This is a genomic window from Streptomyces sp. NPDC016309 (genome assembly GCF_043077235.1).
Lineage (GTDB): Bacteria > Actinomycetota > Actinomycetes > Streptomycetales > Streptomycetaceae > Streptomyces.
The window spans coordinates 49245-71180 of sequence record NZ_JBIBSG010000001.1; the positions used below are offsets into that span (position 1 = coordinate 49245).

General features: G+C 73.0%; 19 protein-coding genes. 4 read left to right on the forward strand and 15 right to left on the reverse strand.

Annotated features, from left to right (window positions below; all coding sequences use genetic code 11):
* Positions 1-14 precede the first annotated feature (14 nt).
* From ACF068_RS00200 to ACF068_RS00210, 3 genes are all read left to right on the forward strand, one after another.
* Positions 15-1037 carry an aldo/keto reductase gene (locus ACF068_RS00200; protein ID WP_392271876.1) on the forward strand — a complete coding sequence of 341 codons (1023 nt, stop codon included), beginning with the start codon at positions 15-17 and terminating at the stop codon, positions 1035-1037.
* A 104-nt stretch (positions 1038-1141) separates the two neighbouring features.
* Positions 1142-2308 (forward strand): PQQ-dependent sugar dehydrogenase, encoded by a 1167-nt coding sequence (locus ACF068_RS00205; protein ID WP_392271877.1) that lies wholly within the window; start codon positions 1142-1144, stop codon positions 2306-2308.
* A 22-nt stretch (positions 2309-2330) separates the two neighbouring features.
* Positions 2331-2495 carry a DUF6191 domain-containing protein gene (locus tag ACF068_RS00210; protein ID WP_392271878.1) on the forward strand — a complete coding sequence of 55 codons (165 nt, stop codon included), beginning with the start codon at positions 2331-2333 and terminating at the stop codon, positions 2493-2495.
* A 72-nt stretch (positions 2496-2567) separates the two neighbouring features.
* On the opposite strand, the gene ACF068_RS00215 is transcribed toward ACF068_RS00210, so the two are convergent.
* The 14 genes from ACF068_RS00215 to ACF068_RS00280 all read right to left on the reverse strand — a co-directional run bounded on the left by ACF068_RS00215 (position 2568) and on the right by ACF068_RS00280 (position 20972).
* A complete protein-coding gene (locus ACF068_RS00215; RefSeq protein ID WP_392271879.1) occupies positions 2568-5615 on the reverse strand; it encodes an AAA family ATPase in 3048 nt (1015 codons plus the stop codon).
* A 69-nt stretch (positions 5616-5684) separates the two neighbouring features.
* Positions 5685-5870, reverse strand: coding sequence for a hypothetical protein (locus ACF068_RS00220; protein WP_392271880.1), 186 nt, complete (start codon positions 5868-5870; stop codon positions 5685-5687).
* Between the two features lie 205 nt (positions 5871-6075).
* Positions 6076-6738: a hypothetical protein gene (locus ACF068_RS00225; protein ID WP_392271881.1), complete on the reverse strand. Its 663-nt coding sequence runs from the start codon at positions 6736-6738 to the stop codon at positions 6076-6078.
* A gap of 35 nt (positions 6739-6773) precedes the next feature.
* Positions 6774-7349, reverse strand: a complete 576-nt coding sequence (locus tag ACF068_RS00230) for a GNAT family N-acetyltransferase (protein ID WP_392271882.1) — start codon at positions 7347-7349, stop codon at positions 6774-6776.
* 18 nt (positions 7350-7367) lie between these two features.
* Positions 7368-9650 carry an MMPL family transporter gene (locus ACF068_RS00235; RefSeq protein ID WP_392271883.1) on the reverse strand — a complete coding sequence of 761 codons (2283 nt, stop codon included), beginning with the start codon at positions 9648-9650 and terminating at the stop codon, positions 7368-7370.
* Positions 9651-10151: 501 nt separating this feature from the next.
* Complete coding sequence (gene gatB, locus ACF068_RS00240; RefSeq protein ID WP_392271884.1) at positions 10152-11663, reverse strand: Asp-tRNA(Asn)/Glu-tRNA(Gln) amidotransferase subunit GatB; 1512 nt, start codon at positions 11661-11663, stop codon at positions 10152-10154.
* Between the two features lie 16 nt (positions 11664-11679).
* The gene (locus tag ACF068_RS00245; RefSeq protein WP_392271885.1) at positions 11680-11919 is read right to left on the reverse strand and encodes a hypothetical protein; all 240 of its coding nucleotides are present in this window, start codon (positions 11917-11919) and stop codon (positions 11680-11682) included.
* Positions 11920-12007: 88 nt separating this feature from the next.
* A complete protein-coding gene (gene gatA, locus ACF068_RS00250) occupies positions 12008-13501 on the reverse strand; it encodes an Asp-tRNA(Asn)/Glu-tRNA(Gln) amidotransferase subunit GatA (protein ID WP_392271886.1) in 1494 nt (497 codons plus the stop codon).
* Positions 13502-13503: 2 nt separating this feature from the next.
* A complete protein-coding gene (gene gatC / locus ACF068_RS00255) occupies positions 13504-13800 on the reverse strand; it encodes an Asp-tRNA(Asn)/Glu-tRNA(Gln) amidotransferase subunit GatC (RefSeq protein WP_016642027.1) in 297 nt (98 codons plus the stop codon).
* A gap of 372 nt (positions 13801-14172) precedes the next feature.
* The gene (locus ACF068_RS00260; protein WP_392271887.1) at positions 14173-16281 is read right to left on the reverse strand and encodes a putative bifunctional diguanylate cyclase/phosphodiesterase; all 2109 of its coding nucleotides are present in this window, start codon (positions 16279-16281) and stop codon (positions 14173-14175) included.
* Positions 16282-16507: 226 nt separating this feature from the next.
* Positions 16508-18691 (reverse strand): NAD-dependent DNA ligase LigA, encoded by a 2184-nt coding sequence (ligA, locus tag ACF068_RS00265; RefSeq protein WP_392271888.1) that lies wholly within the window; start codon positions 18689-18691, stop codon positions 16508-16510.
* Between the two features lie 23 nt (positions 18692-18714).
* The gene (locus tag ACF068_RS00270) at positions 18715-19719 is read right to left on the reverse strand and encodes a methionine synthase (protein ID WP_392271889.1); all 1005 of its coding nucleotides are present in this window, start codon (positions 19717-19719) and stop codon (positions 18715-18717) included.
* Positions 19716-20405, reverse strand: coding sequence for an SDR family oxidoreductase (locus ACF068_RS00275; protein WP_392271890.1), 690 nt, complete (start codon positions 20403-20405; stop codon positions 19716-19718). The genes ACF068_RS00270 and ACF068_RS00275 overlap by 4 nt, the downstream gene beginning before the upstream one ends.
* A gap of 27 nt (positions 20406-20432) precedes the next feature.
* Positions 20433-20972: a TIGR00730 family Rossman fold protein gene (locus tag ACF068_RS00280; protein WP_392271891.1), complete on the reverse strand. Its 540-nt coding sequence runs from the start codon at positions 20970-20972 to the stop codon at positions 20433-20435.
* A 50-nt stretch (positions 20973-21022) separates the two neighbouring features.
* Here ACF068_RS00280 and ACF068_RS00285 point away from each other — a divergent pair, with 50 nt between their 5' ends.
* Positions 21023-21346 (forward strand): DUF427 domain-containing protein, encoded by a 324-nt coding sequence (locus tag ACF068_RS00285; RefSeq protein ID WP_392271892.1) that lies wholly within the window; start codon positions 21023-21025, stop codon positions 21344-21346.
* Positions 21347-21355: 9 nt separating this feature from the next.
* Here the strand turns inward: ACF068_RS00285 and ACF068_RS00290 are convergent, their stop codons facing one another.
* On the reverse strand, positions 21356-21934 hold the full coding sequence (locus ACF068_RS00290; protein ID WP_392272660.1) for a hypothetical protein: 579 nt from the start codon (positions 21932-21934) through the stop codon (positions 21356-21358).
* Positions 21935-21936 lie beyond the last annotated feature (2 nt).

The window sequence follows — 21936 nt, forward strand, 5'->3', positions numbered from 1 at the left end:
AGGGGTACGGGGAGTTGGAGCGCAGGACGATCGGGGCGACGGCGCTCGAAGTAGGTGCGGTCGGCCTCGGCTGCATGCCGATGAGCTGGGCCTACAGCGCTTCGCGACAGCGTGGTGACCGCTCCTTGCGCACCGTGCACGCCGCGCTCGACGCCGGGGTGTCCCTGCTTGACACCGCCGACATGTACGGGCCGTTCACCAACGAGCTGCTGCTGGGCCGGGTGCTCAAGGAGCGGCGGGCGGAGGCGTTCGTGTCCACCAAGTGCGGGCTGCTCGTCGGGGAGCAGCACATCGTGGCCAACGGGCGGCCCGGGTACGTGCGCCGGGCGTGCGACGCCTCGCTGCGGCGGCTCCAGACGGACGTGATCGACCTCTACCAGCTCCACCGCGCCGACCCCGAGGTGCCCGTGGAGGAGACCTGGGGCGCGATGGCGGAGCTGGTGACGGCGGGCAAGGTACGGGCCCTGGGGCTGTGCGCGATGGCCGTCAGGGCGCCGCGCCGGGGCGCGGCGGGGGCGTCCCGGGCGGACCTGTACGACGGAACGATTCAGCAGCTCGAGCGGGTGCAGCAGGTGTTCCCGGTGAGCGCCGTGCAGGCCGAGCTGTCGGTGTGGTCGCCCGAGGCGCTGCGCCGGCTGCTGCCGTGGTGCGCGTCGCGGGGCGTGGGGTTCCTGGCGGCGATGCCGCTCGGCAACGGCTTCCTCACCGGGACGCTGACCCCGGGCAGCGGGTTCGAGCCCGAGGACCTGCGGGCCCGGCACCCCCGCTTCACGGCCGAGATGATGGCCGCGAACCAGCCGCTCGTGGTGGGCCTGCGCCGGGTGGCGGAGCGGCACGGCGGTGCGGCGGCGGGGGTCACGCCGGCACAGGTGGCGCTGGCCTGGGTACTGGGACGGGGTCGGCACGTCGTACCGGTGCCGGGGACGAAGCACGAGCGGTGGGCGGTGGAGAACGCGCGGGCGGCGGAGCTGTCGCTGACCGCCGAGGACCTCGCGGAGATCGCCGCGCTGCCGCCGGCCCGCGGATCGTGGGACTGACTCCCCCGCCGGACCCTCGGCGGTGACCGGCCCGGGCGGTGTATCAAGGGTGGGCACGCAGCTCACACGCCGTTGAAGGGATCGGAACTGTGCAACGTCCTGCTGTGACGGCCGTGTTGGCCGCCGGCGCCCTGCTCCTCGCGACCGGGTGCTCGGCGGACGGGGGCGGGCACCCCGCGGGCGCGAGGAGCCCGGGGTCGCCGCCCGCCGCCTCCGCCCCGCCGTCGGGATCGCCGTCGGGGTCGCCGTCCCCCTCCGGGCCCTCCGGTCCGCCCGCGAAGGGCACGGTGAAGGTCGTGTCCACGCTCACCGGGGGACTGAAGTCGCCGTGGGGCCTGGCCGCCCTGCCGGAGGGCGACCTGCTGGTCTCCTCGCGCGACGAGGGGACGATCACCCGGGTCGACGGGGAGAGCGGCGCCAAAACCGTGATCGGCTCGGTGCCGGGGGTGGCCCCCGCGGGCGAGGGCGGGCTGCTGGGGCTGGCGCTGTCGCCGTCGTACGCCTCGGACCACCTGGTGTACGCGTACTTCACCACCGAGTCCGACAACCGCATCGCCCGCATGCTGTACGACGAGAAGAGACCGCCCGGCCAGCAGCTCGGGGCGCCCGACACGGTCCTGCGGGGCATCCCCAAGGGGTCGATCCACAACGGCGGGCGGATCGCCTTCGGCCCGGACGGGATGCTGTACGCGGGCACGGGCGAGACCGGTGACACCGGCTTGGCCCAGGACAAGGCCTCCCTGGGCGGGAAGATCCTGCGGATGACCCCGGACGGCCGGCCGGTGCACGGCAACCCCTCCGCCGACTCGGTCGTCTACTCGTACGGCCACCGCAATGTGCAGGGGCTGGCCTGGGACTCCGAGAAGCGGCTGTGGGCGGCCGAGTTCGGGCAGAACACCTGGGACGAGCTCAACCTCATCCGGCCGGGCGGCAACTACGGCTGGCCCGAGGTGGAGGGCGAGGAGGGCCGGCCCGGCTTCGCCGACCCGGTGGCCCAGTGGAAGACCGCCGACGCCTCCCCGAGCGGCATCGCCGTCGTGGAGGGCTCGGTCTGGGTGGCCGGACTGCGGGGCGAGCGGCTGTGGCGGGTCCCGCTGGCGGGGGCGGAACCTTCGGCGGCCCCCCAGCCGTTCCTCCAGGAGCGGTACGGCCGGCTGCGCACGGTCCTGGCGGCGGGCGGCGGCGCGGTGTGGCTGGTCACCAGCGAGACGGACGGCCGGGGCACACCGGAGGCGGGAGACGACCGGATCCTCCGCCTGGAGGTGACCTGAGAGGTGGCAGCCAGTGTTCAACATGATGGAGCAACTCTTCGCGCCGGGCCGCAAGCACACGGACGACGAGCAACGGCGGCTGGAGCTGACGCGGGAGGACCAGAATGACGGCGACCCCGCCCGCGGCCCCATAGACCTCGCGTCCGGCACGGTCACCATCCGCGCGCCCCGCCCCTCCGGCTCCTGAGCCCCTCGGGGGCGCCGGGCCGGTGGGCCGGGTGCGGGTGCACGCCGGGCGCGTGCGGCGGGGCCGGCGGTGTCAGACGGGAACCTCGGGGAGCAGGCGGAGGCGGTGGGCGAGGGCGGCGGCCTCGCCGCGGCCCGAGACGCGGAGCTTGGCCAGGATGTTGGAGACGTGCACGCTCGCCGTCTTCGGTGAGATGAACAGCTCCTCGGCTATCTGCCGGTTGGTGCGGCCCACCGCGACCAGCCGGAGCACGTCCTGCTCGCGGGGTGTGAGCCCGAAGCCCTCGCCGTCCGGCTCCGGTGCCGGGACGGCCGCCGGGGCCGTGAGGGACAGGCGGGCCCGGGCCGCCAGCAGTTCCAGCTCCTCGCGCAGGGGACGGGCACCCAGGTGCACGGCGACCTGGTGCGCCTCGCGGGCCAGCTCCGCGGCCCGGTCCCGGTTGCCGCCCCGGGCGAGCAGGGCGTCCGCCCGGCGGTGCCGGGCGCGGGCCAGCTCGTAGGGGCGCTCCAGGGGGCCGAAGGCGTCCACCACCTCCGCCCACCGGTCGGCGTCGTCCCGGCCCTCGGCGCGGGCCAGCTCGGCGGCCGTGAACAGCGCGTGGGCCCGCCACACCGGGACCGGGGTGGCGAGCTGCCGCGCGTACGAGCGGATCAGCGCCACCGCCTCGGCGCGGCCCTCCGCCGCCGCGGGCAGCCCGCGGGCCTCCGCCTCGGCCGTGGCGGCGGTGAGCAGCAGCGGCCAGGCGTACCGCTGACTGCCGATCGGGAAGCCGCGTCCCGCCGCCTCGACCAGGCCCGTCCGCACGTCGGCGAGACGGCCCTGCGCGGCGGCGATCCCCAGCTCCGTCTGCGCCAGGGGCAGCAGGTACTGGTGCATCGGATCGTGCGTGCCGTACGTCTCCCGGGCCCGGGCCGCGTACTCGGCGCAGACCTCCAGCTCGCCCCGGAGCCCGGCGAGCTGGGCCCGCCGCAACTGCGCCCCGGCGCGCGGCCTGGAGCTGTAGGCGACGCGCTGGAGCCGCTGGGCGCCCTCGGCCGCCTCGTCCCAGTGGCCCAGCGAGATCTGGGACTCGACGAGGTTGCCGAGGACCCAGGCCTTGTTGTCCAGGAGCCCCCGCTTCCGGGAGAACTCCACGCCCTCGGTGGCGATCCGGACCGCCTCCCGGGAGCGGCCGACGCCCTCCAGGCAGGAGGAGATGTTGACGTAGGCGCGTCCGGACTCGGTGCGCAGGCACAGGTCGAGGGTCCGCTCCAGCACCGCGTACATCTCGGCGAAGCCCGCTTCGACGTCGCCCGAGTCGACCATGAGGCCGCCGAGGGTGAGCCGGGCGTTCAGCTCGATGGGCTCGGCCTTGACCAGCCGGGCGTACTCGACGGCCCGTTCGGCGGCGGCCAGGCTCTCCAGGCCGGGCGCGTGCAGCATGCCCCAGCCGGCGGCCACCGCCAGGACCTGCGCGTGGACGGCGGACGGCGGGAGACCGCGCACCAGCTCCTGGGCGGTGGCGATCTCGGTCCAGCCGTCGCCGCGCCCGAGGTTGGACATCAGCCGGGAGCGCTCGGTCCAGAACCAGGCCGCGCGCTGCGGGTCCTTGTCGGCGGAGCCGGCGGCCGGGTCGCCCTCCTCGTCCAGCAGCCGCAGCGCCCGCTTGACGATCTTCAGGGCCCGTTCGCGTTCGCCGCACAGCCGCGCGGCCACCGCCGCCTCGGCCAGCAGGTCCAGGTAGCGCAGCGGGGTGGTCTCGGGGCAGCCGCACGCCGGGTACGCCTCGGCGTAGTCGATGGGCCGCAGGGAGGCGCGGACGTCCTCGGGCACGTCGTCCCAGAGCTCCATGGCCCGCTCCAGCAGGCGCATCTGCTCGGCGTGGGCGTGCCGCTTGCGGGCCTCGACGGCGGCCCGCAGGACGACGGGCAGGGCCTTGGCGGCGTCGTGCGCGTGGTACCAGTAGCTGGCGAGCCGGGTGGTGCGTTCGTCGGCCCGCACGAGACCGGGGTCGGCCTCCAGCGCCTCGGCGTAGCGCCGGTTGAGGCGGGAGCGCTCGCCGGGCAGCAGGTCGTCGCTGACGGCCTCGCGCACCAGGGAGTGGCGGAAGCGGTAACCCTCGCCGTCGGGCACGGCGAGCAGGATGTTGGCGTTGACGGCGGCGCGCAGCGCCTCGATGAGGTCGTCCTCGGGCAGCCGGGCGACGGCGGCGAGCAGGCCGTACTCGACGGTGGAGCCGCCCTCCGCAACGGTCCTGACGACCCGTTGGGCGTCCTCGGAGAGCCGTTCCACGCGCACGAGGAGCAGGTCGCGGAGGGACTCGCTCAGCCCGCCCGGCTCGCCGCCGCCCTCCTGGCAGACGACGAGCTCCTCGACGAAGAAGGCGTTGCCGTCGGAGCGGCGGAAGACGTCGTCGACGAGCGCGGCGGTGGGTTCGGCGGCCAGGATGCCGGTCAACTGGCGGTGCACCTCGGTGCGGTTGAACCGGGGCAGCTCGATGCGGCGGACCGTGCGCAGCCGGTCCAGCTCGGCGAGCAGCGGACGCAGCGGGTGGCGGCGGTGGATGTCGTCGGCGCGGTAGGTGGCGACGACCACGAGCCGGCCGCGGTGCAGGGTGCGGAAGAGGTACGCGAGCAGGTGGCGGGTGGAGGTGTCGGCCCAGTGCAGGTCCTCCAGGGCGAGGACGACCGTGCGGTCGGCGGCGATGCGCTCCAGGAGGCGGACGGTCAGCTCGAACAGCCGGGCGGTGCTGTCCTCGTTGTACGGCTCGGGCCCGGCCGCGTCGCCCAGTTCGGGCAGCAGCCGGGCCAGTTCGCCCTCCTGGCCCTCCGCGGCGGCGGCGAGCTCGTCGGGGAGGGTGCGGCGCAGGGCGCGCAGCGCGGTGGAGAACGGCGCGAACGGCAGTCCGTCGGCGCCGATCTCGACACATCCTCCGACCGCGACCACGGCCCCCTGGGCGCACGCCTCGCCGAGGAACTCCTCCAGCAGGCGGGTCTTGCCGACCCCCGCCTCGCCTCCGACGAGCAACGCCTGTGGCTCTCCCGCGGTGGCGCGGGAGAGCGCTTCGGTGAGGGTGGTCAGTTCACCGGCTCTGCCGACGAACACGGGGCTGACGGACCTGTTCTCCACGTGGCCGAGCATCGCACAGCCTTCCGACAGCGGGGCACCGGATTTCGGCACGACGGCCATGGCGTGGGTGCCGGCCGGCCGTCAGGCCGCCGTGGTGAAGCGGCCGGGGTCGGTGTTCACCTGCCCTTCGGCGGCGTGGCGCCCGGACCGGCGGCCGAGGAGCCGGCCGGCCTTGTGGGCGGCCCGGGCGCGGTTGGCGAGCCGCTGGGCGTCGGCCCGGCGGATGAGCTCGGCGTGACGGGCCTGCTGGAGTTCGTACGCGAACATCGTTCTCTCCCTGGTGTGTTCGGGGCGTTCCCTTGATGCCTCGAGTCTCGTTCCCCAGGGGGTCCGGCCACATCGGGAGAGTGCCGCATTGTGGGTGGCGGGGGCTCCTTAGGCGCGTCCTGAGGTACCTCAGGAGGGCCCGGGGAGTGCCCTAGGGAGTGACTTGCCGGGCGCCGTGAGCCCGGCACGATCGGCGAGACACCCCCTAGGCGCCGGTGCCGGGCAGCGGGAGGAAGAGGTCGGCGTACATGCCGGCGGACAGCAGCAGGCCGAGGCCGCCGAGCACGGCACCGGCCAGGGCCACGGCGCCGACCCACTGGGGGCGCCGGGGGCGGGTGAGGACGACGAGACCGGTGAGCAGCGCGAGGAGGGCGAACAGGCCGTTGACGAAGGCGGTGGTGTGCCAGGCGTCCCCGTAGATCTCGGAGATCTGCTGGGTGGCGGAGCCGGTCCGGGAGGTGGCGATCTGTCCGACGAGGGTCTCGCGCTCGGCGGCGACGCGGCCCGGCCAGGTGCCGGTCAGCGAGGCGAGGCCGAGCGCGGTGGCGACGACGGCCGCCGCCGCGGCGGCGAGGCCGCCCGTGACGCCTCCCGGCCCGGACGCCGGCCGGGAGGCGTCCCCGGTGGCGTCGTCGTCCGGGGCGGCGCGGGTGGCGTCGTCGTCGTCCGGGGCGTCCGGGGCGTCTTCGCCGGACCCGGAGCCGGCGGGCCCGTGGGTGCGGGTGGCGTCGTCGTCCGGGGCGTGCTCGCGCGGGCCGTCGGTGGTGGCCGTCGCCGCCGCGGGAGCCTTCGCCGTCGGGGCCCTGGTGTCGTCGGGCTCCGCGGGGGCGGAGCCGGTGGTGCCGGGGTTCGTCCTGGTGGGGTTCATGCCCGGCACGCTAGGTACCGTTTCTGAGAGGCCCCTTAACGCGACGCGTCCCGCGCCCCGCCGCGTGCCGCACGCCACTCGGGCGCGAGGACGGACCAGACCTCCATGTCGTGGCGTACGCCCCGGTACGGGTAGCTCTCGCGGAGCACGCCCTCCTTGGTCATGCCGAGGCGCTTGGCGACGTTGATGCTGGCGGTGTTCGCCGACGAGACCTGCCACTCGACACGGTGCATCCCGCGCTCGGTCACCGCCCAGTCGATCAGCACGCGGACCGCCCGGGTGACCAGGCCCCGGCCGGACACCGAGGGCTCCAGCCAGCAGCCCGCCTCGCAGGTGCCGGCGGCGGTGTCCATGACCCGCAGCAGGACCCCGCCGACGAGGGTGCCGTCGAGCCAGATGCCGAGGATCCGGCCCGTGTCGGAGGCCGCCTTGTCGGCGTACGCCTGGAGGAAGGCCCTGGTGGAGGGGAGGTCGGTGCAGACGGTCGGGAGGGCGACGTACTGCCCGATGTAGTCCCTGCCCCGGTCCATGTGGGCCAGGTACTCCTCGGCCTGCCACGGCTCCAGCGGCCGCAGCTCGGCTCCGTCGTCACCCAGGGATATCGCGAACACCGTCGTGGTCCTCCACCGCTATGGCACGAGCTGCCCGTCGTCGCTCGCGCGCTGCCACGGGATCTTCGCACGCTCGGAATCGTGGCACTCGGGGTTTTCGACGCTGATGCGGGGCAGGACGCGGTCGAGCCAGCCCGGCAGCCACCAGTTGGCGCCGCCGAGCATGTGCATGAGGGCGGGCACCAGGAGCGTACGGAGGACGAAGGCGTCCAGGGCGACGGCGGCCGCCAGTCCGATGCCGAACATCGCGATGACCCGGTCCCCGGAGAGGACGAACGCCAGGAACACGGCGATCATGATCACGGCGGCGGAGTTGATGACCCGGCTCGTCTCGGCGAGACCGACGCGTACGGCCCGCCGGTTGTCACCGGTCTCCAGCCACTCCTCGTACATCCGGCTCACCAGGAACACCTGGTAGTCCATGGAGAGCCCGAAGAGCACCGACACCATGATCACCGGCAGGAAGGGTTCGATGGGGCCGGCCCGGCCGAGGCCGAGCAGCTCGCTGCCCATGCCCCACTGGAAGATCGCCACGACGACACCGAAGGCCGAGGCCACGGCGGTGACGTTCATCAGGGCCGCCTTCAGCGGGATCCCGATCGAGCGGAAGGCGAGCAGGAGCAGCAGACAGCCCAGGGCGATGACCACGCCCACGAACAGCGGCAGCTTGCCGATGATGACCTGGGCGAAGTCGTCGTACCCGGCGGTGACGCCACCGACGTACACGTCGAGGGAGGTGCCCTCCTCGGCGGTCGGCAGGACGTCGTCGCGCAGCCGGTCGACGAGGTCGCTGGTCGCCTCCGACTGCGGCGCGGAGTCCGGTACGACGGTGAGGACGGCCGTGTTGCCGCTGCCGCTGTAGGTGACCGGGCCGACCGTCTCCACGCCGCCGGTGGCCCGGAGGGCGTCGGGGAGGGCGGCGAGGGCGAGCCGGTCGTCGGCGCCGTCGAGCTCGGCGACCAGGGTGAGGGGGCCGTTGACACCGGGGCCGAAGCCGTCGGCGAGCAGGTCGTAGGCCTTGCGCGTGGTCGAGGCGGCCGGGTTGTTGCCCTGGTCGGAGGTGCCCAGGTGCAGGCCCAGGGTGGGCAGCGCGAGAACCAGCATCACGACGGCGGCGACGGCGCCCAGCAGCTTGGGGTGGCGCTCGACGAACGCCGACCAGCGGGCGGCGAAGCCGGTCGGCAGCTCGGGCTCGGGGCCGTGCTCGACGAGCCGGGCCCGCTCGCGGCGGGACAGGGCGCGCATGCCGATGAAGGACAGCAGCGCGGGCAGCAGCGTCACGGACGCGGCAACGGTGAGGACGACGGTGAGCGAGGCCGCGATGGCGACGCCGTTGAGGAAGCCCAGGCGCAGGATCAGCATGCCCAGCAGCGCGATGCAGACCGTCGCGCCGGCGAAGACGACGGCCCGGCCGGTGGTGGCGACGGCGTTCCGGGCGGCCTCGGCGACCGGGAGGCCGCGCTTGAGGCCCTTGCGGTGGCGGGTGACGATGAACAGGGCGTAGTCGATCCCGACGCCGAGGCCGATGAGCATGCCCAGCATGGGCGCGAAGTCGGCGACCGTCATGACGTGGCCCAGCAGGCTGATGCCCGCGTAGGCGGTGCCGACGCTGACCAGGGCGGTGGCGATGGGCAGGACGCTGGCGGCGAGCGAGCCGAAGGCGAGGAAGAGGACCACGGCGGCGACGGCCACGCCGACGATCTCGGCGGTGTGGGAGGCCGGCGCCTCGGTGACGGCGACGGCGCTGCCGCCGAGCTCCACCTGGACGCCGTCGGTCGCGGCCGCGCGGGCCGTGTCGACCACGGCCTCGATGCGGTCGGGCGCGATCTCGCCGGCGGGCCGGTCGAAGGCGACCGTGGCGTAGGCGGTGCGTCCGTCGTCGCTGATCCGGCCGGGTTCGTAGGACGGCCCGGCGGGCTCGTGGGCCGCGTCCGCGGCACGGGCGGCGCCGGAGGTCGCGCCGGGGCCGGGGGCGCGGTCGTACGGGCTGGTGACGGAGGCGACTCCGGGGAGCCGGGCGACGTCGTCGAGCATGGCCGCCATCCGGTCCTCGACGGGCTCGGCGCGGACGCTGCCCCGGGTGGTGTGCCAGACGATGGTGTCGCCGTCGCCGCTCCGGCCGGGGAAGCCCTCGTCGAGGAGCACGGTGGCGCGGCCCGACTCGGTGCCGGGGACGTCGTAGTCGTTGGAGTACGCGGAACCGGCGAGGCCGGCGGCCGCCGTGACACCGACCAGGGCAGCGGCCCAGAGCAGGACGGTGGCGAGGCGGTGCGTGATGCACCATCGGGCGATGGCTGCCAACGGGGCACTCCCTGGGGTGGTTCGTGGTCTCTATCGGGAATTGCCCGTAAAGAACGCATGACCTACGTACCGCCACTCTGGCAGGCTAAAAAGATCCATTGTCCGTTTCGTGGCGATCCTCACAGCCGCCGTGTCACGGTGCGCAGAAGCTCGGGCCAAGGATCATGGGGCTCCGCGTACCCGTCCGCCCGGGCCGGGACCGGGGTCGGCCGGAGGCGCCGGCGCGCCCGTTCTCGATGTGGCCCATCACCCCCCGGAAGCCGTCAGGGCCTGCCACCGACGCGACGGTGAATGTCCGAGAATCGACGTACCGGACCCGGCCAGGATGACCACAACTCGCCAACCCGGCATGAGCCGTGGGACCGGGGGCAGAAGTCACCTCGGCTCCCCCCACGGGACGGCCAGGTCCCCGCCACACCCCCTCCCCCCGGTGGCGGGGCCCCCGGCGGCCATGACTCGGCCCCCGCACCCATCGGGTGCGGGGGCCGAGCGGTGCCGGTGTCAGCCCTCGACGCCGAGCCTCTCCAGGATCAGTTCGCGCACGCGGGCCGCGTCCGCCTGGCCCCGGGTGGCCTTCATGACCGCGCCCACCAGGGCGCCGGCAGCGGCCACCTTGCCGCCGCGGATCTTGTCCGCGATGGCCGCGTTGGCGGCGATCGCCTCGTCCACGGCCGTACCCAGCGCACCCTCGTCGGAGACGACCTTCAGGCCGCGCTTCTCGACGACCGTGTCCGGGTCGCCCTCGCCGCCCAGCACGCCCTCGATGACCTGGCGGGCCAGCTTGTCGTTGAGGTCGCCGGACGCCACCAGCTCGGTCACCCGGGCCACCTGGGCCGGGGTGATGGCCAGCGCCTCGAGCGGCGTACCCGACTCGTTGGCGTGCCGGGCCAGCTCACCCATCCACCACTTGCGGGCCTGGTCGGCCGGGGCGCCCGCCTCGGTGGTGGCGACGATCAGGTCGACCGCGCCCGCGTTGAGGATGGACTGCATGTCGTGCTCGGACACGCCCCACTCCTCGCGCAGCCGGTTGCGGCGCACGCGCGGCAGCTCGGGCAGCCCCCCGCGCAGCTCCTCGACCCACTCGCGGGACGGGGCCACCGGGACGAGGTCGGGCTCCGGGAAGTACCGGTAGTCCTCGGCCTCCTCCTTCACCCGGCCGGACGTCGTGGAGCCGTCCTCCTCGTGGAAGTGGCGGGTCTCCTGAATGATCGTGCCGCCCGCGTTCAGCACGCCCGCGTGGCGGCTGATCTCGAACCGTACGGCCCGCTCGACGCTCCGCAGCGAGTTGACGTTCTTGGTCTCCGAGCGCGTACCGAACTTCTCGGTGCCGTGCGGGCGCAGCGACAGGTTCACGTCGCAGCGCATCTGGCCCATCTCCATACGGGCCTCGGAGACGCCGAGCGCCTTGATGACCTCGCGCAGCTCGGCCACGTACGCCTTGGCGACCTCGGGAGCGCGCTCACCGGCGCCGGTGATCGGCTTGGTGACGATCTCGATCAGCGGGATGCCGGCGCGGTTGTAGTCCAGCAGCGAGTGCGAGGCGCCGTGGATCCGGCCGGTCGCACCGCCCACGTGGGTGGACTTGCCGGTGTCCTCCTCCATGTGGGCGCGCTCGATCTCCACGCGGAAGACCTCGCCGTCCTCGAGCTGGACGTCCAGGTAGCCGTTGAAGGCGATCGGCTCGTCGTACTGCGAGGTCTGGAAGTTCTTCGGCATGTCCGGATAGAAGTAGTTCTTCCGGGCGAAACGGCACCATTCGGCGATCTCGCAGTTCAGCGCGAGACCGATCTTGATGGCCGACTCGACGCCGACGGCGTTGACGACCGGGAGCGACCCGGGCATGCCGAGGCAGGTGGGGCAGGTCTGCGAGTTGGGCTCGGCGCCCAGCTCGGTCGAACAGCCGCAGAACATCTTGGTCCTGGTGCCGAGTTCGACGTGCACCTCGAGCCCCATGACGGGGTCGTAGGCGGCGAGGGCGTCCTCGTACGGCACCAGCTCGGTGATGACGGTCACGGTGAAACTTTCCCTCTCAGCCGAACAGGACGTCGTCGTCGCCGACGCGCTTCAGCTCGCGCACCAGGATGGCGAGGCCGGTCGCGATCGCGGCGGCCGACACGATGGCGTCGAGCAGCAGCAGCGTGTCGCTCTCGCCACGCGCCTTGCGGGCCTGCTTGATGACGCTGAGCGCGCCGAAGGCGGTGGTGCCGATGGACAGATACGTTCCGGCCCGGGACTTCCTGAAGCCCTTGGCCTTGGTCAGTGCGCTCACTGTGTCTCTCCGTTCGCTTCTCCGCCCGCGCGGCGCAGAGGTGCGGATTTCGTCGTCATCTGCGGCCCGGCGGCCGCGCGTGCGTCGCTCACAGCGAGGGAGCCTCCTCCAGCAGCGGGTGGCCCCAGCGTGCCACGAAGGCGGCCTCGACGGCCGCACCGACCTTGTAGAGGCGGTCGTCCTTCATGGCGGGGGCGATGATCTGGAGACCCACCGGCAGGTTGTCCTCCGGCGCCAGCCCGCAGGGCAGCGACATGGCGGCGTTGCCGGCCAGGTTGGTCGGGATGGTGCACAGGTCGGCGAGGTACATCGCCATCGGGTCGTCGGCGCGCTCGCCGATCGGGAAGGCGGTGGTCGGCGTCGTCGGCGAGACGATCACGTCGACCTGCTCGAAGGCCTTCTCGAAGTCCCGGGTGATCAGCGTCCGTACCTTCTGCGCGCTGCCGTAGTACGCGTCGTAGTAGCCGGAGCTGAGCGCGTACGTACCGAGCATGACGCGGCGCTTGACCTCGTCGCCGAAGCCGGCCTCGCGGGTCAGCGCCGTGACGTCCTCGGCGGAGCGGGTGCCGTCGTCGCCGACCCGCAGGCCGTAGCGCAGGCCGTCGAACCGGGCGAGGTTGGAGGAGCACTCCGACGGGGCGATCAGGTAGTACGCCGACAGCGCCAGGTCAAAGGACGGGCAGTCCAGCTCGACGATCTCGGCGCCCAGCTCCTTGAGCAGCTCGACCGACTCGTCGAACCGCTGGACGACGCCGGCCTGGTAGCCCTCGCCGCGGAACTGCTTGACGACGCCCACGCGCATGCCCCGCACCGAGCCGTTCCGCGCGGCCTCGACGACCGGCGGCACGGGCGCGTCGACGGACGTGGAGTCCAGCGGGTCGTGCCCGGCGATGACCTCGTGCAGCAGCGCCGCGTCCAGGACCGTACGGGCGCAGGGCCCGCCCTGGTCGAGGGAGGAGGAGAAGGCGACCATGCCGTAGCGGGAGACCCCGCCGTACGTCGGCTTGACGCCGACCGTGCCGGTGACGGCCGCGGGCTGGCGGATGGAACCGCCGGTGTCCGTGCCGATCGCCAGCGGCGCCTCGTACGACGCCAGCGCGGCGGACGAGCCGCCGCCGGAGCCGCCGGGGATCCTCGTCAGGTCCCACGGGTTGCCGGTCGGGCCGTACGCGCTGTTCTCCGTCGACGACCCCATGGCGAACTCGTCCATGTTGGTCTTGCCGAGGATCACCACGTCGGCGGCCTTCAGCTTCTTCGTCAGCGTCGCGTCGTAGGGCGGGATCCAGCCCTCCAGGATCTTGGAACCGACGGTGGTCGGCATGTCCCGGGTGGTGAAGATGTCCTTGAGCGCGAGCGGTACGCCGGCCAGCGGGCCCAGCTTCTCGCCGTTGGCCCGCTTCTCGTCCACGGCCCGGGCCTGGGCGAGGGCGCCCTCCCGGTCGACGTGCAGGAAGGCGTGGACCTTCTCGTCGACGGCCTCGATCCGGGCCAGGTGGGCCTCGGTGACCTCGACCGCGGTGAGCTCGCCGGAGGCGATCTTCTCCGCGATCTCGGCGGCGGTGAGCTTGATGATGTCCGTCATGGTCAGTCCTCCCCCAGGATCTGCGGCACCTTGAAACGCTGCTGCTCCTGGGCGGGCGCGCCGGAGAGCGCCTGCTCGGGGGTGAGCGACGGACGGACCTCGTCCGCGCGCATGACGTTGGTCAGCGGCAGCGGGTGGGAGGTCGGGGGTACGTCTTGGTCGGCGACCTCGGAGACGCGGGCGACCGCGCCGATGATGTCGTCGAGCTGTCCGGCGAAGTGGTCGAGCTCTTCGTCCTTCAGCTCAAGACGTGCCAGCCGGGCGAGGTGGGCGACCTCCTCGCGCGTGATGCCAGGCATGCAGCGATCCTCAGGGGTGAGTGTGATGGTTTTGGCCCAATCCTATGGGGCGGCGCCCTCTACCCGTTAAACGGTTTCCCCCGCCCCGCGTTAAACGGTTTCCCCCGCCCCGCCCCGCGGCCCCTCGCGGGCCGTCGCTCCGCCGGGGCCCGCGCCCCCCGTGGCGCCCGCCGAGGGTGGCGTCCGTTCCGCCGGGGCCCGCCCTCCGCTCGTTGTGGGCAGTCGTTCCGCCGGGGCGGCACGGGTGGGCACGACGGCACCGGGGCGGTGCCCTTCCCGCTCCCCCGGGATGGTGCGCCTCACCGGCGCGCCCAGGCGCGGGTGGGGCGGTCACGGCCGGTGGGTGGAGGTGCGGGGGCCCGAGGGGGCCGGCTACTGGACGACCTGGTCGGCGTCCTGGGGGGCCGGCGGCAGCGCCCGCGGCGGCCGGTGCCAGCCCGCCTCGCCCCGCGCCCGCAGCCACGCCGTCGTCTCCGCCGGCGGCATCGCCGCGGCGACCAGCCAGCCCTGGACCGCGTCACAGCCCAGGTCCCGCAGCCGCTCCCAGGTCTCGTCGTCCTCGACGCCCTCGGCCACCACCAGCAGGCCCAGCGAGTGGGCCAGGTCCACCGTGCAGCGGACGATCTCGGCGTCCTCGTTGTCGATCGCCAGCCGCGCCACGAACGAGCGGTCGATCTTGAGCTCGCTCACCGGGAGGCGCCGGAGGTGGACCAGCGACGAGTAGCCGGTGCCGAAGTCGTCGAGGGACATCTTCACGCCGTGGCCTGTGAGCCCCGCCAGGGTGTCGGCGGCGCGCTCCGGGTCCTCCAGCAGGACGTGCTCGGTTATCTCGAGCTGGAGCGCCCCCGCCGGCACCCCGTGGCGGGCCAGCCGCGCCGCGACCGCGCCCGCGAAGCCGGGGGTGTGGACGTCCCGCGGGGAGACGTTCACCGCGACCGGGACGTACAGGCCCTGGGCCCGCCACTTGGCGACCTGCCCCAGCGCCGTTTCCAGGACGTACTCGGTGAGGTGCGGCATCAGCCCGGAGGACTCGGCGATCGCGATGAACTCGTCCGGCGGCACCTTGCCCCGCTCCGGGTGCACCCAGCGCACCAGCGCCTCCAGCCCGGCCACGTGTCCGTCGAAGCGGACCTTGGGCTGGTAGTGCAGCTCGACGTCCCCGGCGTCCAGCGCGCGCCGCAGGTCGCCGAGGAGGCCGAGCCGGTCCGGGGTGTTCGAGTCGCGCTTGGACTCGTACACCTCGACGCCGGTGCGGTCCCGCTTGGCCTGGTACATGGCGACGTCCGCGCGCTGGAGCAGCCCTTCCGCGTCGAGGGCGTGGTCGGGGAAGACGGCGACGCCGGCGCTGGCCTCCAGGACGAGGGTCAGTCCGTCGAGGTCGAGCGGCGAGGACAGTTCGGCGGCGAGTTGCCGGGCCACCCGCTGGGCGCTCGTGGTGGAGTCGGCGGTCGGCAGCAGGACGGCGAACTCGTCGCCGCCCAGCCGGGCGGCCTCCGCGCCGCGCGGCAGCGCCAGCCGCAGCCGGTCGGCGATCTGGAGCAGCAGCCGGTCGCCGGCCAGGTGGCCGAGCGTGTCGTTGACCGACCGGAAGCGGTCCAGGTCGATCAGGACCAGGGCCGCCCTGGCCCCCTCGCCCTCCGCCTCCTCCAGCGCGGACCAGGTCCGCTCCAGCAGCCACTGCCGGTTGGGCAGCCCGGTCAGCGGGTCGCGCAACTGCTCCTCCGCCCGGGCGCGGGCGATCCAGAGCGTGGAGTCCAAGGCGATCAGCGGTACGGCGAACAGGGGCAGCACCACCGGCAGGGAGACGGCGACGACGCAGATGAGGGGGGCGATGCCGAGCAGCGCGACCGCCACGAGCCCCTGGCGGAGCAGCGCCGTGCGGGCGGCGGTCGGCAGGCCGCCGCTCTGCGGGGCGAGCGTGTACCACAGCAGGAGCCGGGTCACCACCAGGTACGCGGCGGCGGCCAGGGCCACTTCCGGCACGGTCCCGATACCCCATTCGAGGGGCCGCCACGGCTGTTCGACGGTCGGTACGTCGCCGAAGGCGGCGAGGACCAGGGCCGCCGCCCCGATGCCGAGGATGTCGGCCGCGCCGTGCAGCAGCCCCTGGCGCCAGCGGTGCCGGCGTGCCGCGCCGACCAGGACGACGACGGCGAGGCTGACCAGTCCGGCCGGGACCCAGCCGTACAGCAGGAGGACGGCCAGGGTGAGCGCGGCGCCGGAGCCGGTGCCGCCCCACCACCGGTCGCGGCCGAGCGCGACCAGGTGGCCGACGATGATGCCGGTGAGCACGGCGAGCGACCAGCCCGCGGTGGACCCGGGGAAGAGGGCGTGACCGCCGCTCAGGCCGCCGTAGAGTCCTGCCAGGAGGACGAGGGCGGCGGCGGCCAGGACGACGTTCGGGAGCCTGGATGCGATGCCCGCGCGGGCCGCGTACGCACGCGGCCGTGAGACCGGGGCGGCACTCTCGGTCGGTTTCATTCCGTCCCTCTCACAGCCGGCGGTGCCGTTGCCACGCGTTCGCCCGTTGTCATGCCGACACGGCCGGAATCGACCTCGCGGCCGTGCACGACAGGCGCCGTCTCAACAGTAGGCCGCGGAAGGCTTCGACGGGCAGCGCTCTACTGGTCTTGCCCGAATGCGACCCGGCCACCCTTATCCATCTGGTATGCGCTGAACGGGTGACCTTTTTCGGGCGTTCCCCGGCCTACTGTTCGAGTGGAACCGCCACCTCGCGCGCCGCGTCCGGCCCTTGTTCGAGCAGGACTTGGAACCCGCCCTCGTCCAGGACCGGAACCTTCAGTTGCATCGCCTTGTCGTACTTGGAGCCGGGGTTGTCACCCACCACCACGAAAGCGGTCTTCTTCGAAACGGAACCGGTCACTTTCGCTCCGCGGCTCTGGAGGGCCTCTTTTGCGCCATCCCTGGTGTACTTCTCCAGGGTGCCGGTGACGACGACGGTCAGCCCCTCCAGCGGGCGCGGCCCCTCGTCCTCGCCCGTGCTCTCCTCCTCCATCCGCACCCCGGCGGCCCGCCACTTGCGCAGGATCTCCCGGTGCCAGTCCTCCTCGAACCACTGCTTGAGGGAGGCCGCGATGGTCGGGCCCACGCCCTCGACGGCCGCCAGCTCCTCCTCGCTCGCCCGCTCGATGCGGTCGATGGAGCGGAACTCGCGGGCGAGCGCCTCCGCCGCCACCGGCCCGACGTGACGGATCGACAGACCGGTGATGATCCGGGCCAGCGGCCGCTGCTTGGCCGCCGCGATGTTCTCCAGCATGGCCAGGGCGTTCTTGCGCGGCTCCCCCTGCTGGTTGGCGAAGACCGTGACGATCTTCTCCTCGCCCGTCCTGGGGTCCCGCTTGGGCAGACCGCTGTCCTGGTCCAGGACGTACGCCTTGATGGGCAGCAGCCGCTCGATGGTGAGGTCGAACAGGTCGCCCTCGTCCCTCAGCGGCGGCTCGCCCGGCTCCAGTGGCTTGGTCAGCGCCGCCGCCGCCACGTAACCGAAGTTCTCGATGTCGAGGGCCTTGCGGCTGCCCAGGTAGAAGAGCCGCTCCCGCAACTGCGCCGGGCACGTACGGCCGTTCGGGCAGCGCAGGTCGACGTCGCCCTCCTTCATCGGCCGCAGCGGCGTCCCGCACTCCGGGCACTCGGCGGGCATCACGAACTCCCGCTCCGTGCCGTCCCGCAGGTCGGCGACCGGCCCGAGGATCTCCGGGATCACGTCACCGGCCTTGCGCAGCACCACCGTGTCCCCGATGAGCACGCCCTTGGCCTTCACCACGTCCTGGTTGTGCAGGGTGGCGAACTCGACCTCCGAACCGGCGACCGTGACCGGCTCCACCTGCGCGTACGGCGTCACCCGGCCCGTCCGGCCCACGCCGACCCGGATGTTGACCAGCTTGGTGTTGACCTCCTCCGGCGCGTACTTCCAGGCGATCGCCCAGCGCGGCGCGCGCGAGGTGGACCCGAGCCGGCCCTGGAGCGGGATCTCGTCGAGCTTGACGACCACGCCGTCGATCTCGTGCTCCACCGAGTGCCGGTTCTCACCGAAGTACGCGATGAACTCCCGCACGCCCTCGATGCCGTCGACCACCTTGTTGTGCCGGGCCGTCGGCAGACCCCACTCGCGCAGCAGCCCGTACGCCTCCGACAGCCGGGCGATCTCCAGGCCGTCCCGCGCGCCGATGCCGTGCACCACCATGTGCAGCGGGCGGGTGGCGGTCACCTTGGGGTCCTTCTGGCGCAGCGAACCGGCCGCCGCGTTGCGCGGGTTGGCGAACGGCTTGTCACCGGCCTCCACCAGCCGGGCGTTGAGCTCCTCGAACTTCTCCATCGGGAAGTAGACCTCGCCACGGACCTCCACCAGGTCCGGGATCCGGTCGCCCCTCAGCCGGTCGGGCACGTCCGCGATGGTGCGGATGTTCGGCGTGATGTCCTCGCCCGTGCGGCCGTCCCCGCGCGTGGCCGCGCGGGTCAGTCGCCCCTTCTCGTACGTCAGGTTCACGGCGAGACCGTCGACCTTGAGCTCGCACAGGAAGTGGTACGCCGAGGTGCCGACCTCCTTGGCGAGGCGGTCCGCCCAGGAGGCCAGCTCCTCGTCGTCGAACGCGTTGTCCAGCGACAGCATGCGCTCGCGGTGCTGGACGGCCGTGAACTCCGTCTCGTACGACCCGGCGACCTTCTGGGTCGGCGAGTCGGGGGTGCGGAGCTCCGGGTACTCCTCCTCCAGGGCCTCCAGGGAGCGCAGCAGCCTGTCGAAGTCGGCGTCGCTGATGACCGGCTGGTCCTTCACGTAGTACCGGAAGCGGTGCTCCTCGACCTGCTCGGCCAGCTGTGCGTGCTTGTCCCGCGCCTCCGCCGGCACGACGTCCTGCTGTTCGACAGCCACCGTCTTTCCTCCCGTTACTGACGTCACTCAGGGTTGTCCGCGAGTGATCTCGCCGCCGTGACGCAGTGCGCGAGCGCGGCCCGGGCGTACGCCGGTGAAGCGCCCGCCAGCCCGCACGACGGGGTGACCACCAGAGACTCGGCCAGAGTCCCCGGATCCAGCCCCAGCCTGCGCCACAGCGTCCTGACACCCATGACGCTACCGGCAGGGTCCGACAATGGAACGTCGGTCGACTCGACGACGCCCACCAACAGCCTCGTGCCGCCCTCGACCGCCTCGCCGATCTGTTCCTCGTCACGCTCGGTGAGCAGCCCGAAATCGAACGAGATGCCCGCGGCACCCGCCCGCCGCAGCAGCGCGAACGGCACGTCCGGGGCGCACGAGTGCACGATCACCGGGCCGTCGTGCACGGCCAGCACGTCCCTGAGCCCGCTCTCCACGACCTGCCGGTCCACCGCCCGGTGGGTGCGGTAGCCGCTGGCGGTCCGCACCTGCCCGCGCAGTACGGCGGTGAGGGACGGCTCGTCGAGCTGGAGCACCACCCGGGCGCCCGGCACCCGGCGCCGGAGCTCCGCGAGGTGGGCGCGCAGCCCCTCCGCCAGCGAGGCCGTCAGGTCCCGGACGGCACCCGGGTCGCCGAGGGCGGCCTCGCCACCGCGCAGCTCCAGCGCGGCGGCCAGCGTCCACGGCCCCACGGCCTGGACCTTCAGCGGTCCCTGGTACCCCTGGGTGAACTCCTCCAGGGCGTCGAGGTCCTCCCCCATCCACGACCTGGCCCGCCGGGTGTCGCGGCCCGGCCGGTCGCTGACCCGCCAGCCGCTCGGCTCGACGTGCGCGTACATCTCCACGAGCAGCCCGATGGTCCGCCCGATCATGTCGGCGCCCGGGCCGCGCGCGGGCAGCTCGGCGAGGTACGGGAAGTCCTCGAAGGTGCCGGTGACGGTCCTGGCGGCCTCCCGCGCGTCGCCGCCCGGCATGGACCCGATCCCGGTGGCCGGGCCCCAGCCGAAAGCCTCGTTCTCGGTCATCGTCCGGGCCGCACCGTCAGGTCGTTGATCTCGGCGTCGCGCGGCAGGTCGATGGCCGTGAGGATCGCCGTCGCGACCGATTCGGGGTCGATCCAGCGGGAGGCGTCGTACTCCTTGCCCTCCTGCTGGTGCACCTTGGCCTGCATGGGACTGGCCGTCCGGCCCGGGTAGACGGAGGTGACGCGGACCCCGCCGGCGTGCTCCTCCTGGCGCAGCGAGTCGGCCAGCGCCTTGAGGCCGTGCTTGGAGGCGGCGTACGCGGACCACTCGGCGTGCGCGTTCAGACCGGCGCCCGAGTTGACGAACACCACGTGACCCTGGGACACCCGCAGCTGCGGCAGCAGCAGCCGGGTCAGCTCGGCGGGTGCGATCAGGTTCACGTCGAGCTGGCTGCGCCACGCCTTGGTGGTGAGCTCGCCGACCGGCCCGAGGTCGACCACGCCAGCGATGTGCAGCAGCGAGTCGAGCCGGTCCGGGAGGGTCTGGTGCGAGAAGGCCCAGGACAGCCGGTCGGGGTTGGCGAGGTCGCCGACGAGCGTGCGGGCACCTGGGTAGGTGTCGGCCAGTTCCTTGGCGCGCCCGGCGTCACGGGCCAGCAGGACGAGGTCGTCGCCCCGCTCGTGCAGGCGGCGCGCGACGGCCGCGCCGATGCCGGAGCCCGCCCCGGTGATCATGTGTGTAGCCATACGGCCATGCTCGCATCCGTACGGCGGCTACCGGATCCCGGCGCACTCCTCCAGGTACGCGAGCGCCGCCGCGCCGTCCTCCGCGAAGAACACCAGCTCGGTGAGCGGGAGCGGCAGGAAGCCCTCGGTCTCCATGCGCCGGAACTGTTCCTTCAGGCCGTCGTAGAAGCCCGCCGCGTTGAGCAGCACCACCGGCTTGGTGTGCTTGCCGTGCTTCTTCAGCTCCAGGATCTCGGTGGCCTCGTCCAGGGTGCCGGTGCCGCCCACCATGATCACGACGGCGTCGGACCTGGCCAGCATCCACGCCTTGCGCTCGGCGAGGTCCTTGGCGAACAGCATCTCGTCCGCCCCCTGCCGCGCCTTGGCGGCCAGGAAGTCCACGGAGACGCCGACGAGCCGCCCGCCCGCCTCCTCGACCCCGTCCGCCACGACCTTCATCAGACCGGTGTCGCTGCCGCCCCACACCAGGGTGTGGCCGCCCTTGCCGAGCAGCCGGGCGAACTCCCGCGCGGGCACGGTGTACCGCTCGTCGAGGTCGGCGGCGGAGAGGAAGACGCAGATGTCCATGGGGCCACCGTACGGGGAACCCGGCGCCCGGCACGGCCGTTGTCACAACCATGACGCCAGGACACCGCATCACCGTCGAGCAGGGCACCGAGCACGTACGGGTCGTCCACGACGGACGGGTGGTCGCGGAGAGCCACCGGCCGCTGGTCCTCCGGGAGACGGGCTGCCCCGTGCGGTACTACCTGCCCGCCGAGGACGTCCGCACGGAGCTGCTGACGGTCTCCGACACGCACACGTACTGCCCGTTCAAGGGAACGGCGTCCTACTGGTCCCTGCCGGGCGCCCAGGACGCGGTCTGGGCGTACCCGGACCCCAAGCCGGACGTCGCCGCGATCCGGAACCACCTGTGCTTCTACGACACGGACGTCCTCTGACCGCCCCCGTCACCGCCCGCCTCCCCCCACCGGCTCCTCCACCGACCAGAACGCCGAGCGGACGTTGGGGGTGGGGATCTCCACTCCGTCGTAGGCAGGCCCGTTCGGCACGGATTTCGGCGGGGCTACCGTGGCCTCCCGCACACATGGGGTGGCCGCCGCGAAGAAGGCCTGCCCTTGGTACCCGAAGAGGACGCGGATGGCGAAGCCCTTTGATGTCCGGGCGTAGATTGCCGGCATCTCCTGGTCACGCCGCACCGCCGAGATTGTGTAGCCCTGCTTTCGCCAGAACCGTTCGACCACACCGAGAAAACTGCCCCGTCGCTGCTGTGAAATCACGGTCATGACGGTACGGCGACGAGTCACCTCGCATGTCCCGGTTGTCGTGTCCTCGTGCGCCCACCGAATCTCCGGCGTGATGGCGTCGATCGTGGCGTCAAGCAGGTCGTCCGCGTGCTCCGCAGCTTCCTGCATATCCATCCGTGCCTCCATCCCGTTCGCCCGGCTACCCTCTGTCCCGGTCCCACAAGCGGTGAGGCAGGCCCCTCCCAGCAACACCGAGAGGAAGACGCCGACAAACCGCAACATCT